General features: G+C 57.8%; 9 protein-coding genes. 4 read left to right on the top strand and 5 right to left on the bottom strand.

The window, feature by feature from the left end; all coding sequences use genetic code 11:
* Nucleotides 1-23: 23 nt before the first annotated feature.
* From KBP52_RS14225 to KBP52_RS14210, 4 genes are all read right to left on the bottom strand, one after another.
* The gene (locus KBP52_RS14225; RefSeq protein ID WP_077571090.1) at nucleotides 24-1460 is read right to left on the bottom strand and encodes an OprD family porin; all 1437 of its coding nucleotides are present in this window, start codon (nucleotides 1458-1460) and stop codon (nucleotides 24-26) included.
* Nucleotides 1461-1636: 176 nt separating this feature from the next.
* On the bottom strand, nucleotides 1637-3235 hold the full coding sequence (locus tag KBP52_RS14220) for an ABC transporter substrate-binding protein (protein ID WP_077571092.1): 1599 nt from the start codon (nucleotides 3233-3235) through the stop codon (nucleotides 1637-1639).
* 300 nt (nucleotides 3236-3535) lie between these two features.
* Nucleotides 3536-5161: an ABC transporter substrate-binding protein gene (locus KBP52_RS14215; RefSeq protein WP_077571094.1), complete on the bottom strand. Its 1626-nt coding sequence runs from the start codon at nucleotides 5159-5161 to the stop codon at nucleotides 3536-3538.
* Between the two features lie 260 nt (nucleotides 5162-5421).
* A complete protein-coding gene (locus tag KBP52_RS14210; protein ID WP_212622982.1) occupies nucleotides 5422-7023 on the bottom strand; it encodes an ABC transporter substrate-binding protein in 1602 nt (533 codons plus the stop codon).
* 277 nt (nucleotides 7024-7300) lie between these two features.
* Between KBP52_RS14210 and KBP52_RS14205 the strand changes: the two genes are divergently transcribed.
* Both KBP52_RS14205 and KBP52_RS14200 read left to right on the top strand, forming a co-directional pair.
* On the top strand, nucleotides 7301-8602 hold the full coding sequence (locus KBP52_RS14205; RefSeq protein WP_077571455.1) for an IS4 family transposase: 1302 nt from the start codon (nucleotides 7301-7303) through the stop codon (nucleotides 8600-8602).
* Nucleotides 8603-9530: 928 nt separating this feature from the next.
* Complete coding sequence (locus KBP52_RS14200) at nucleotides 9531-9887, top strand: DUF6124 family protein (RefSeq protein ID WP_123594939.1); 357 nt, start codon at nucleotides 9531-9533, stop codon at nucleotides 9885-9887.
* A gap of 172 nt (nucleotides 9888-10059) precedes the next feature.
* On the opposite strand, the gene KBP52_RS14195 is transcribed toward KBP52_RS14200, so the two are convergent.
* Entirely contained in the window at nucleotides 10060-10776 is a 717-nt protein-coding gene (locus KBP52_RS14195; protein ID WP_077571098.1) for an SIMPL domain-containing protein, read from the bottom strand.
* 315 nt (nucleotides 10777-11091) lie between these two features.
* On the opposite strand from KBP52_RS14195, the gene KBP52_RS14190 reads away from it, so the two are divergent.
* Both KBP52_RS14190 and KBP52_RS14185 read left to right on the top strand, forming a co-directional pair.
* A complete protein-coding gene (locus KBP52_RS14190) occupies nucleotides 11092-12354 on the top strand; it encodes an ATP-binding protein (protein WP_007915316.1) in 1263 nt (420 codons plus the stop codon).
* A complete protein-coding gene (locus tag KBP52_RS14185; protein WP_003221630.1) occupies nucleotides 12347-12907 on the top strand; it encodes a response regulator transcription factor in 561 nt (186 codons plus the stop codon). The genes KBP52_RS14190 and KBP52_RS14185 overlap by 8 nt, the downstream gene beginning before the upstream one ends.
* Nucleotides 12908-12973 lie beyond the last annotated feature (66 nt).

The raw sequence follows: 12973 nt of genomic DNA, 5'->3' as shown, positions 1-12973 counted from the left end.
AGTCAGCCGTCGGTTGGCGTTTTTTACAGGATGTTGAATGGAATCGTGGTCACGAGACGGAACTCGTTGATGCTGCCGTCGGACTGGAATTCGCTCGCACGGTGCGCGGTGTAAGTGCCGCGAATGGTGGTGGCTTTCAGAGGACCACTTTGTACGGCATAGGTCGCCCCGATTCCGTATTCATAGTGATGCTCGCCGTCCTGCTCCTGAATACCGTCATAGCCCTTCTTGGCGACGCCTTTGTTGCCGTCGTAGTGAGTACCGTCGATACCCCAGCCGCGCGCCTGATAGATGTTGAACTTCAGACCAGGCACACCGTATTCAGCCATGTTGATGGCGTAGGAAACCTGGAAGGATTTCTCGTTCGGGCCGTTGAAGTCGGACAGCAGGGAGTTGGCCAGGTAGATGCCGTTGGTTTCGTGCAGGTAGTCGAAGTACTCGTTACCGTTCACTTGCTGGTAAGAGAAGGTCAGGTTGTGTGCCTGGTGAGTCAGGCCGAACGACAGCGAGTAAGTATCGTTGTCGATGTCGCCCAGCAGCTTTTTGCCTTCATCCACGGTTTTGTAGTAGTTCAGGCCGGTGGTCAAGGCGAGGACACTGCTGTCACCCAATTCATGGGTGGCGCCAAAGTAATACTGGTTCCACAGGTCTTCGACCTGAGTGCCCCACAGGCTGGTTTTCAGGCTTTCGAGCGGCTGATAGCTGATGCCAGCGGTGTTGACCTTGTCCGATTCAACACGGCCGTTGGCGTACTCGGCGCGGAATTTTTGCAGGCTTTGTTCCGAACGTGGCGATACGCGATCGAACGTGGCCAGGTCGAAGGACAGGTTGTTCAGTTCTTCACTGTGCAGGGCCACACCCTCGAAGCTCGAAGGCAGTGCACGGTTACCGATCACGTCGACTTGCGGGCTGCTGAAGCCCATACGGCCGGCGGTCAGGGTGGTGTTGGACACGCGGGCCTTGATGTTAGCGAGACCGACTTTGCTCCACTGATCGACGGCTTCACCGTTGTTCTTGTGCGTCAGGGTACGGTTGTTGCCAGAGCCGTCGCCGGTCTTTGGCGCACCACCGTTGGCCGATGCCAGATTCTTGCGGTCACGTTCCAGCGCCACAGCGTTGTACGCCGCCACTTCGGTGCTGAAACCTACGGTGCCCTCGGTGAAGCCCGAGTTGTACTTGACGATGGTGCCCTGAACCCAGTTGATCCGGCGGTCGGTTTCGGCCAGCGAACCATTCTTCTTGTAGGCGAACTTGCCGCCACGCTTCAGTTGTTCGTTGGCGTACCAGTTACGCGTGGTACCGGTGATCGACTGTCCTTCGACGAAGCCGGTCGCTTCTGCCTGGGCGCTCTTGGTGTTCACGGTCACCGGGGTGAACGCCTGGCTTTGGGTTTCTGCGTACGCCGTGGCGGTGATGCTGCTGATGGCCAGGGCCAGTATCGCGGTGCTGCTCAGTTTCATGGGTGAAGCTCCTTTACTTTCTTTTTATGCCGGCTTTTTTTGGTATGCCGGTTATTGGTTTAGAACTCATTCACACATCGCAAACGTTTGCCAATGGTCGGATTGGCGAATTTCGGCAAAGCGCTTGCGTGAGGGGCTAGACAGCGCCCCTCAGCGTTGCGGCTAAATCGGTTGGTTTAATCGATACCGACACCCGAGAACACGTTGCGACCGAACGGGCTGACTTTGAACCCTTCGATCCTCGCGCTTAACGGCTGGTTGACCGTCGAGTGGGCGACAGGCGTGATTGGCACTTGCTGTTTAAGCAATTGCTGAGCCTGTTTGTAGAGCACGGTGCGCTGGTCGCGGTCGGTGACGACCTTGGCCTGTTTGATCAGCTTGTCGTACGCCGGATCGCACCACATGGAGTAGTTGTTGCCGCCAATGGCATCGCAGCTGTACAGCGTGCCGAGCCAGTTGTCCGGATCCCCATTGTCACCGGTCCAGCCGATCAGGCTGATGTCGTGCTCGCCATTTTTGGTGCGCTTGATGTACTCGCCCCATTCGTAGCTGACGATCTTCACTTTCAGACCGATCTTGGCCCAGTCCGCCTGGAGCATTTCGGCCATCAGTTTGGCGTTCGGGTTGTATGGACGCTGCACCGGCATCGCCCACAGGGTGATCTCGGTGCCTTCTTTGACGCCAGCAGCCTTGAGCAGCTCTTTGGCTTTTTCCGGGTTGTAGGCGGCGTCTTTGATGCTGTCGTCGTAGGACCACTGGGTCGGTGGCATGGCGTTCACGGCCAGTTGGCCGGCGCCTTGATAAACAGCATTGAGAATCCCTTGTTTATTTACCGCCATGTCCAGCGCCTGACGCACTTCGAGCTGGTCGAAGGGCTTGTGACGCACGTTATAGGCGATGTAGCCGAGGTTGAAACCCGGCTTGGAAATCAGTTGCAGTTTCGGGTCGGCCTTCAGCGCTTCCACATCGGCAGGGCGCGGATGCAGGGTGATCTGGCATTCGCCGGCCTTGAGCTTCTGCACGCGCACCGAGGCGTCGGTGTTGATTGCAAAGATCAGATTGTCGAGTTTGACCCGGCTCGGATCCCAGTAATGTTTATTACCGGTGTAACGAATGTTCGAGTCTTTCTGATAACTCTTGAACACGAACGGCCCGGTGCCGATCGGTTTCTGGTTGATATCGCTCGGCTTGCCTTCGGCCAGCAGTTTGTCGGCGTATTCGGCGGACAGGATGGAGGCGAAGCTCATGGCGATGTTCTGAATGAACGCGGCGTCGACGCTGTTGAGCGTGAACTCCACGGTCAGCGGCCCGGTCTTTTCGACCTTGGCGATGTTCTTGTTCAGGCTCATCCCGTTGAAGTACGGGAATTCGGTGGGATAGGCCTTACGGAAAGGTTGCTGGGCATCGAGCATGCGATTAAACGTGAACAACACGTCATCGGCGTTGAAATCGCGGGTCGGCTTGAAGTACGGCGTTGTATGAAACTTCACACCTTCACGCAGGTGAAAGGTGTACTTGAGACCATCCTCGGAAATATCCCACTGGGTTGCCAGGCCAGGTACAACATTGGTCGCACCTTTTTCGAACTCGACCAAGCGGTTGTACAGCGGTTCGGCGGCATCGTTATCGGTGGCCGTCGTGTACTGCGCGGTATCAAAACCCGCCGGGCTGCCTTCAGAGCAGAACACCAGACTTTTGCTGGCGGCGAAACTGGCGGACGAGGCGGCCAACAGGCCGGCGCCCAGCAATGCGGAAAAAATCAAGGTATGGCGCATGACGCTCCCTCTTTTTTAGTGTTGTTCAACGCGCCGTCGTCTCATCCGGAGACGTTTTGGCAGCATTGAGCTCAATCCAGTACGTGCAGCAAACCGGTGGCCCACGCAGAAACTGGTCAGTACCCGACGGTAGGGGCCGCGGTCCTGGCAGTAAATGCGTAAATGCCTTAAAGCTCGTAGGAAAAGGCGACGCGTCCTATACCACTGTGGTAATCCGCAGCGGAATTGGCTGTAGGCAATTTCCTAACTTCCCGGCAGGTAAAACAACGGCGACGTCAAAAACGTCGCCGTTGCAGTGCCTTATTTGCTGACGCTGACGCCGTAGAAGGAGTTCAAGCCGAATGGGCTGATCTTGAAGTCCTGCACGTTGGCGCGCATGGGTTGGTACACCGTCGAGTGAGCGATAGGTGTCATCGGGACTGCATCTTTGAGGACGTGTTGTGCCTCTTTGTACAGTTCGGTGCGCTTACCTTGGTCGGTTGTGCGCTTGGCTTCTTTGACGAGGCCATCGAACTTCTTGTCGCACCACTTGGAGAAGTTGTTGCCGCTGAGCGAGTCGCAACCGAACAGCACGTTCAGCCAGTTGTCCGGATCACCATTGTCACCGCTCCAGCCAATGATCATGGCCTGGTTCTCGCCACCTTTGGAGCGCTTGATGTACTCGCCCCACTCGTAGCTGGTGATCTTCACTTTCAAGCCGATCTTGGCCCAGTCGGACTGGAGCATTTCAGCCATCAGTTTGGCGTTCGGGTTGTATGGACGCTGCACCGGCATCGCCCACAGCACGATCTCGGTACCTTCCTTGACGCCGGCTTCCTTGAGCAGCTGTTTGGCTTTCTCGGGATCGTACTTGGCATCTTTGATGGTGGTGTCGTAAGACCATTGGGTCGGCGGCATGGCATTGACGGCCAGTTGGCCGGCGCCCTGGTAAACCGAGTCGATGATCTGCGGCTTGTTCACCGCCATGTCCAGCGCCTGACGTACACGCAGGTCTGCCAGCGGGTTGGCTTCGTTGCTGCCCTTGACCTTGTCCATCACGTTGTAGGCGATGTAACCCAGGTTGAAACCAGCCTGGTCAGGCATTTTCAGGGTTTTGTCTTCTTTAAGCGCTTTCAGGTCGGCTGGACGCGGGAACAGGGTGACCTGGCACTCGTTCTTTTTCAGCTTCTGAATACGTACCGACGGGTCGGTGGTGATGGCGAAGATCAGGTTGTCGATCTTCACATCCTCAGGCTTCCAGTAATCCTTGTTGCCGGTGTAACGGATGTTGGAATCTTTCTGGTAGCTCTTGAACACGAACGGACCAGTGCCGATCGGCTTCTGGTTGATGTCGGCAGCCTTGCCTTCTTTCAGCAGCTGCGCTGCGTACTCGGCGGACTGCACCGAGGCGAAGCTCATCGCCATGTTCTGGATGAACGCGGCATCCACTTCTTTCAACGTGAACTTGACGGTGTGGTCGTCGACTTTATCGATCTTGGTGATGTTGGTGTCCATCCCCATGTCGGTGAAGTACGGGAATTCGGTCGGGTACGCCTTACGGAACGGGTCATCCTTGTTAATCATGCGATTGAAGGTGAACAGCACGTCGTCGGCGTTGAACTCACGAGTCGGCTTGAAATACGGGGTGGTGTGGAACTTGACGCCTTCACGCAGGTGAAAGGTGTACGTCAGGCCATCATCGGAAATGTCCCACTTGGTCGCCAGACCAGGAATCACGGCGGTGCCGCCGCGCTCGAACTGGGTCAGGCGGTTGAACATGGTTTCGGCTGAGGCGTCGAAGTCGGTTCCGGTGGTGTACTGGCCTGGGTCGAAACCGGCCGGGCTGCCTTCGGAGCAGAACACCAGGTTAGTCGCAGCGGATGCGAAAGGTGCGGAGGCTAACAAGCCTGCGCCGACTAAAAACGGAATGACCGCGTGTTTAAGCATGTTGGCCTCATGATTTGTTGTCATTTTTTAGTTGTGAGGTACGACCTCGTGAGTCGTGCCTGCGGATACTTATGCAGGGGCCATACCCATTGCAAGATCCAGAGTGACTGCCGGCCTCAAAGCGTGGCACGAACGTACCTTAATGTCGCATCTGTATAACTTCTGACGCATTTGACCGTTTGCGGGTGGTTTTTACGGTGCAAATGAAGCCCCAAAACGGTGCGTTGGTCACGTTGTGCGCGCCGCCTTGGGGCTTGGTGTTACTTATTTATACCCACGCCATAGAACGGGGTTAGACCGAACGGGCTGATCCGGAAGTCGGTGACTTCCTTGCGCAGCGGCTGGAACACCGTGGAGTTGGCAATCGGCGTGATCGGCACCTGCTGTTTAAGGATCAGTTGCGCCTGTTGATACAGTTTTACCCGTTGATCTTTGTCGGTGGACAATTTGGCCTGTTGCACCAGTTTGTCGTAGGCCGGATCACACCATTTGGCGTAGTTGCTGCCTTTTACCGCCGCGCAGCTGTAGAGCACGCCAAGCCAGTTGTCCGGGTCACCGTTGTCACCTGTCCAACCATAGATCATGGCGTCGTGTTCGCCATTTTTCGCGCGTTTGATGTACTCGCCCCATTCATAGCTGACGATGTTGGCCTTGATGCCGATTTTCTCCCAATCCTGCTGGATCATCTGCGCCGACATCCGCGCATTCGGGTTCGACGCGCGTTGCACTGTCATTGCCCAAAGGTTGATGGTTGTACCCGGTGCAACCCCTGCTTCTTTCAGTAGCACCCGCGCTTTTACCGGGTCGTAGGGCGCATCCTTGATGTTCGGGTCATACGACCATTGCGCCGGCGGCAAAGCGTTTTGGGCCAACTGGCCGGCGCTTTGGTAAACGGCTTTGATGATTGCCGGTTTGTCGATGGCCATGTCCAGCGCCTGTCGAACCTTGAGCTGGTCGAGCGGGGCGTGGGTGGTGTTGTAGGCGAGGAAACCGAGGTTGAAACCGGCCTGCTTGAGCACACGCAGGTTTGGGTCTTTTTCCATCACTTCGATGTCGGCCGGGCGTGGGTAGCCGCTGACCTGACATTCGCCGGCCTTGAGTTTTTGCAGGCGTACGGCGGCGTCGGGGGTGATCGAGAAGATCAGGTTATCGATTTTGACGTCTTCGGGTTTCCAGTAGGCCGTGTTGGCGGCGTAGCGGATTTGCGAGTCCTTCTGGTAGCGCTTGAACACGAACGGGCCGGTGCCGATCGGCTTTTGGTTGAGGTCGGCGGCTTTGCCTTCCTTCAACAGTTGGGCGGCGTATTCAGCCGATTGCACCGAGGCGAAGCTCATGGCGAGGTTTTGCACGAAGGCGGCGTCGACGTTGTTGAGGTTGAAGCGCACGGTTTGCTCGTCGAGTTTTTCTACCGATTTGATCGTGGTGTTCAGGCCCATGTCGGTGAAGTAGGGGGATTCGGCGGGGTAGGCCTTGCGGAAGGCGTTGTCCGGGTCGAGCAGGCGCTGGAAGGTGAAGAGCACGTCGTCGGCGTTGAAGTCGCGGGTGGGTTTGAAGTAGTCGGTGGTGTGGAATTTTACGTTTTGGCGTAGGTGGAAGGTGTATTGCAGGCCATCGTTGGAGATGTCCCATTTTGTTGCCAGGCCGGGTTCGATGTCGGTGCCGCCGCGTTTGAATTGGGTGAGGCGGTTGAAGACGGTTTCGGCGGAGGCGTCGAAGTCGGTACCGCTGGTGTATTGGCTGGGGTCGAAGCCTGCCGGGCTGGCTTCGGAGCAGTAGACCAGGGTGGTGGCGGCGTTTGCCAGTGGGGCGGTTGTGGCCAGGGCCAGGGAGATCAAGAGCGGTTTGAGGGTGAATCTTGGCATGGAGTCCCCGGGGAGATTGGAGGTGGTTGTTGGTTGAGGTTAGCGGGGATCTGGGGGTGTTCGGAAATATCGTTTTTCTTGGGGAGGTGTCTAACTCGGTATATCTGGGGTTTTGTGGGTATATCCGTTGCTGCGGTTTGGGCTGCTTAGGGTTCCGCCCTTACGGCCATCCCTTTCAAGGTCTTCGGTAAAATCCCCTGAAATTTCATTCAGGGATCCCCAAACGATGTGGGCCGATGTTCTAGCGCGTTTCGAGAAAAAAGCACCTGCCAGTGTCATGGCTAAATTGGCTCTGGAGCAGGCTATTGCCCCTGAGTGGGTCGATCAGGTTTTCGAAGAGCATCGGCAACGGCAGTATTCTCGTGAGCTGCTGTTCTCGACCATCATCAAGCTGATGTCCCTTGTTTCATTGGGCCTGAAGCCATCCCTGCACGCCGCCGCGCGGCAACTGGAAGATCTTCCTGTCAGTTTGGCGGCTCTCTACGACAAGATCAGTCGTACCGAGCCGGCGCTGTTGCGCGCCCTGGTTACGGGCTGCGCTCAACGCCTGACTCCAACCATAAAAGAGCTGGGTTGCACGACGATGCTGCCGGGTTGGCAGGTTCGGGTAGTGGACGGTAATCACTTGGCATCCACTGAGAAACGTCTGGGAGCTTTACGTCACGAGCGCGGCGCCGCTCGTCCCGGTTTTTCGGTGGTGGCCTACGACCCCGACCTCGATCAGGTCATCGACCTTCAGGCGTGTGAGGATGCCTACGCAAGCGAGCGTGTTTGCGTGCTGCCGCTGTTGGCTGATGCCGAGCCGGGCCAAGTGTGGTTGGCTGATCGACTCTATTGCACGCTCCCGGTCATGGAAGCTTGTGAGCAGGCCCAGACCTCCTTTGTCATTCGCCAGCAAGCCAAGCATCCACGCTTGATTCAAGAAGGTGAGTGGCAAGAGCCGGTGCCTGTGGAAACAGGCACTGTGCGTGAGCAGATCATCCAGGTCAGAGGCGGTTACCAATGTCGGCGTGTCGAACTGACGCTTCATTCGCCAACGGACTCGGGAGACAGCAGCTTGATGTTCTGGAGCAACCTACCCCAAAGCGTCAGTGCACAGCAGATCGCAGAGCTCTATCGCCGCCGCTGGAGCATTGAAGGTATGTTCCAGCGACTGGAAGCGATTCTGGAAAGTGAAATCGAAACCCTTGGCAGCCCAAAGGCTGCCTTGCTCGGGTTCGCCACTGCGGTATTGGCCTACAACGTCCTGGCCGTCCTCAAACGAAGTGTCGAGCAAGCTCACCGGGAGACTCAGCCTGAAGGATGGGAAGCCTCCATCTATCACTTGGCGGTTCAGGTCAGGAGTGGTTATGAGGGAATGCAGATTGCGCTGCCCTCGGAATATCTTCCCGTTGTCCCTCTGGAGCAACTGGCCCAACGCTTGTTGGAGCTGGCCAGAAACATCCAGCCCAAACAAGTTGCGAAAAGCCCCCGCGGCCCCAAGGTGCCTAAACCCAAGACATGGGTTCAAGGTACAGCGGTCCATGCTCATGTCTCAACGGACAGAGTTATCAAGGCTGCCAAAACGAAAAGACCTTGAAAGGGATGGCCCTTACGGCGGGTCACTTTTTCCAGACGCCGAAAAAGTAACCAAAAAGGCTTGCTCCTACGTGCGGCCCGCTCGCTGGGGCTCGGGGTTCCTTCGCTCCGGGATCGATCCGGGCGCAGCGTCTCCGGTTTGCTTCGCTGCACCTACTCCCGCTGTGTTTGGCTTCGCCAAACGGTCGCTGCGCTCCCACGCCCGGATCAATCCCTCCACTCAGCCTTCCGACGTCGCCCGTGGATCAAGATCAAGAGCAGGCGAGCTGACACTCGGCCTATTGAGTGGTGAAGAGCGGGGCGTGGTCGGCTTTGGATTTGTGGTGGTGCTGCCCCTCACCCCAGCCCTCTCCCGAGGGAGAGGGAGCCGATTTGTGGGCCTTTCAAATCTGAGTTCAACGCGGAATTGCACGTCGGCGTAGCTCTCCCAAACACCTCGGTCAGTCCCCTCTCCCTCTGGGAGAGGGCCAGGGTGAGGGGCTTTTGATCTGTTTCAGAATCTGAGTTCAACTCGTATTTCAAGTCGGCGTAACTCTCCCAAACACCTCGGTCAGTCCCCTCTCCCTCTGGGAGAGGGCTAGGGTGAGGGTTGGCTTTTGGCTGTTTAAATCTGTGTCAGATAACCAGAACCTTCCCACAAGGTTTTCAGGTTGTCCGTCGGACGTGCGCTCTTTAGGCTCTGGGTGTCGCTGAAAACTCAGCGATCGGGAGGTGAGATTCCCGGTTATTGAATTTGGAAACCTGCACAAGCCCCTCCATAATCGCCGCCAGCTCATGCTGTCAGCAGTTTTTATGGCGGCTATGTACGGGCGGACTTTGTCCGGCCGGGTTGGTTTCCTTACCGGTAATCTCACTCCGTACATAGTTGCCACCTCATTTCTCGAGTGAGATCGGAAATGAATGGCGTCAGTTCATAAGGAAATTTTTTCATGGATAAATTGATACCTGACCCACCCCTCGATACCCCACTCGAAGACGCCATCCGCGCAGACGACCAGATCAAAACCCGCGAAGCCATCAAGCGCGCCCTGGATTTCTACCTCAGCCCCGAACCCCTCAAACCCCGCCAACCCAGCACGATGTTCCTGATCCAGCCGAACATCGACACCGAAAGCCTGCTGGCGCATGCCTGTGAATCACTCGCGTCGGCGAACACGCTAACGGGTAATTTTGCCGATCAATTGGGCCGGCCTGAGCGTCATACGGCTTTGGCGATTCAGCAGATCATCATGCTGGCCGAGCTGGCGGTGAATCGGGCGTTGGATCGGGTTGATCCACAGACTTGATAACGCGTTATCGTTCATCGCGAGCAGGCTCACTCCTACAGGGGAATGCATTCCAAAGTGTAGGAGTGAGCCTGCTCGCGATGGCGACGGAACATTCAACACAAAATTTGCGGGCACAAAAAAAACGCCGACCCTTCACAGATCGGCGGTTTTTTATTCAGCTCGAATCACATCACTGCATCAACACTTCAATCGAACCATCAGCGGTCATGCTGACCTGGCTCGTACCCGCTTCAACTTCCGGCGTCACCGGCGCCGAGTCCATGGCCGCCGCTTTCATCATCATCGGTGCGCGCAGGTACGGTTGTGGATAACCGTTGCTGTTGAGGTTCAGGTTGACGATTTTGTATCCCTTGCCGCCCAGTGCGTCGGTAGCCAATTGCGCGCGGGCCTTGAAGGCGGTTACGGCTTCTTTGAGCAGGGCGTCTTCACTGGATTTGCGGGTCGGGTCGGCGATGGCGAAGTCCATGCCGCCCATTTTCAGGTCGCCCAGCAGTTCGCCGGTGAGTTTGGACAGCGCGGCGAAGTCAGAGCTTTCCAGGCGCAGTTCGGCGCGTTCACGCCAGCCGGTGATCTTCTGGCCCTTGGTGTCGTAGATCGGGTAGCTGTTGCGGCTGCCTTGGCGCAGGGTGATGTCTTTGACTTGCTTGGCCTGGGCCAGAGCCTTGTTCATGGTGGTGCTGACGTCGGCGGCGAGTTTCGCCGGGTCGGTGTTTTGCTCTTCGGTGTAGAGGGTGACGATCATCAGGTCGCGGGCGACTTCCGTGCTGACTTCGGCGCGCAGGGAAATCTGGTTGTAGTGCAGCTCATCGGCGGCGAGGGCCGGAAGGCTGGCGACGCTGCCGATGGTGAGGGCGAGAAGGGCGGCGCTGCGGCGAAATGTGTGCATGAAAGCTCCTTGATGAGGGCGCAGGTGATGATTCGGGGGCCTGCGTGAAACCATCAGACTCTAGCTTTTATGATCCGGTTCGCCCAGTTACAACTTCTATACAGATGGCCGGGGCTGCTGCGCAGCCAATCGCGAGCAGGCTCGCTCCCACAGGGGAATGCATTTCAAAGGTGGGAGCGAGCCTGCTCGCGAAGAGGCCCTTATAGCCGCCGAAGATGTTTTCGCCATGTGGTCGTTTGCCGCACTTTCGCCTCTCAAGCCCGCGGCTTGGTTATACTCCGTGCGATCCGCCTGGAGCGCTCATCAGGAGAGCTCATGCTCGCCCCCGTACAACTGACTTCCGCCACTCGCCAGAACCTCTGGCGGCTGACTTTCATCCGCACCCTGGTGCTCGCCGCGCAGGCTGGCTCCGTAGGCCTGGCCTACTGGCTGCAACTGCTGCCGTTGCCGTGGGTGCAACTGGCGATGACCCTTGGCTGCTCGACGCTGCTTTGCGTGTTCACCGCCGTGCGTCTGCGTACTTCGTGGCCGGTGACCGAACTCGAATATGCGCTGCAACTGGCCTGTGATCTGGTGATCCACAGTGCGCTGCTGTACTTCTCCGGCGGTTCGACCAACCCGTTCGTTTCTTATTATCTGGTGCCGCTGACCATCGCTGCGGTGACGCTGCCGTGGCGCTATTCGGTGATTCTTTCCGGCATCGCGCTGGCGCTGTACACCGTGATGCTGACGCGTTTCTATCCACTGGAAACCTTGCCCGTCGCCCGCGAGAACCTGCAGATCTACGGCATGTGGCTGAGCTTTGCGCTGGCTGCTGCGGTGATCACCTTCTTCGCTGCACGCATGGCTGAAGAGTTGCGCCGTCAGGAAGAATTACGCGCGATCCGCCGTGAAGAAGGCCTGCGCGATCAGCAATTGCTCGCCGTCGCCACCCAGGCCGCTGGGGCTGCCCATGAACTTGGCACACCGCTGGCGACCATGAGCGTGTTGCTCAAGGAAATGCAGCAGGACCATCCCGACCCGATGCTGCAGGATGATCTGAAAGTGCTGCAGGATCAGGTCAAACTCTGCAAGGAAACCTTGCAACAACTGGTGCGTGCCGCCGAAGCCAATCGTCGCTTGGCCGTCGAGATGCAGGACGTCACTGACTGGCTCGACGAAGCGCTGAACCGCTGGCACCTGATGCGTCCGGAGGCCAGCTACCGTTTCCATCGCCTCGGCCAAGGCACCGTGCCACGCATGGCGCCGCCGCCGGACCTAACTCAGGCGCTGCTGAATCTGCTCAACAACGCCGCCGATGCCTGTCCGGAAAACCTCAAGGTAACCCTGGACTGGGACGTCGAGAACCTGACCATCAGCATTCGTGACCACGGTGCCGGTGTGCCGCTGGCCATCGCCGAACAGATCGGCAAACCGTTTTTTACCACCAAGGGCAAAGGTTTCGGCCTGGGCCTGTTTTTGAGCAAGGCCAGCGTGACACGCGCCGGCGGCTCAGTGAAACTCTATAGTCATGAGGAAGGCGGCACGCTCACCGAGCTGCGCCTGCCCCACGGCGCCCGAGGAGACCAACATGAGTGACGAAATCCAAGTCGAAGGCGAAGAACTGCCGCATTTGCTGCTGGTCGACGACGACGCAACGTTCACCCGAGTGATGGCCCGTGCCATGGCTCGGCGTGGCTTTCGCGTCAGCACTGCCGGCTCGGCCGAAGAAGGCCTGACCATCGCCCAGGCCGATCTGCCTGATTACGCCGCGCTCGACCTGAAAATGGACGGCGATTCCGGTCTGGTGCTGTTGCCCAAACTGCTGGAGCTGGACCCGGAAATGCGCGTGGTGATCCTCACCGGTTATTCGAGCATTGCCACCGCGGTCGAAGCGATCAAGCGCGGTGCGTGCAACTACCTGTGCAAACCGGCTGACGCCGACGACGTGCTGGCCGCGTTGTTGTCCGAGCACGCCGATCTCGACAGTCTGGTGCCGGAAAACCCGATGTCGGTCGATCGCCTACAGTGGGAACACATCCAGCGCGTGCTCACCGAGCACGAAGGCAACATCTCCGCCACTGCCCGCGCCCTGGGCATGCACCGCCGCACCCTGCAGCGCAAACTGCAGAAGCGCCCGGTTCGTCGCTGAACCTGCGCTGAACGACTATCGCCAGCCCTCGCGATAAAACGCACCGATCATCTATGATCGGTGCGT

Origin of the sequence: Pseudomonas sp. SCA2728.1_7, from assembly GCF_018138145.1 — a bacterium.
Taxonomy (GTDB): domain Bacteria; phylum Pseudomonadota; class Gammaproteobacteria; order Pseudomonadales; family Pseudomonadaceae; genus Aquipseudomonas; species Aquipseudomonas koreensis_A.
Note: the sequence above shows the minus strand (reverse complement) of the source record. Positions and strands in the feature narration are given on the sequence as shown.

Bases quoted from the DNA above. Each gene is read 5' to 3' on its own strand.
- KBP52_RS14210 (WP_212622982.1), bottom strand. From the start codon at position 7,023: ATGCCAAGATTCACCCTCAAACCGCTCTTGATCTCCCTGGCCCTGGCC.
- KBP52_RS14205 (WP_077571455.1), top strand. From the start codon at position 7,301: ATGGCTAAATTGGCTCTGGAGCAGGCTATTGCCCCTGAGTGGGTCGAT.
- KBP52_RS14200 (WP_123594939.1), top strand. From the start codon at position 9,531: ATGGATAAATTGATACCTGACCCACCCCTCGATACCCCACTCGAAGAC.
- KBP52_RS14225 (WP_077571090.1), bottom strand. From the start codon at position 1,460: ATGAAACTGAGCAGCACCGCGATACTGGCCCTGGCCATCAGCAGCATC.
- KBP52_RS14190 (WP_007915316.1), top strand. From the start codon at position 11,092: ATGCTCGCCCCCGTACAACTGACTTCCGCCACTCGCCAGAACCTCTGG.
- KBP52_RS14185 (WP_003221630.1), top strand. From the start codon at position 12,347: ATGAGTGACGAAATCCAAGTCGAAGGCGAAGAACTGCCGCATTTGCTG.
- KBP52_RS14220 (WP_077571092.1), bottom strand. From the start codon at position 3,235: ATGCGCCATACCTTGATTTTTTCCGCATTGCTGGGCGCCGGCCTGTTG.
- KBP52_RS14195 (WP_077571098.1), bottom strand. From the start codon at position 10,776: ATGCACACATTTCGCCGCAGCGCCGCCCTTCTCGCCCTCACCATCGGC.
- KBP52_RS14215 (WP_077571094.1), bottom strand. From the start codon at position 5,161: ATGCTTAAACACGCGGTCATTCCGTTTTTAGTCGGCGCAGGCTTGTTA.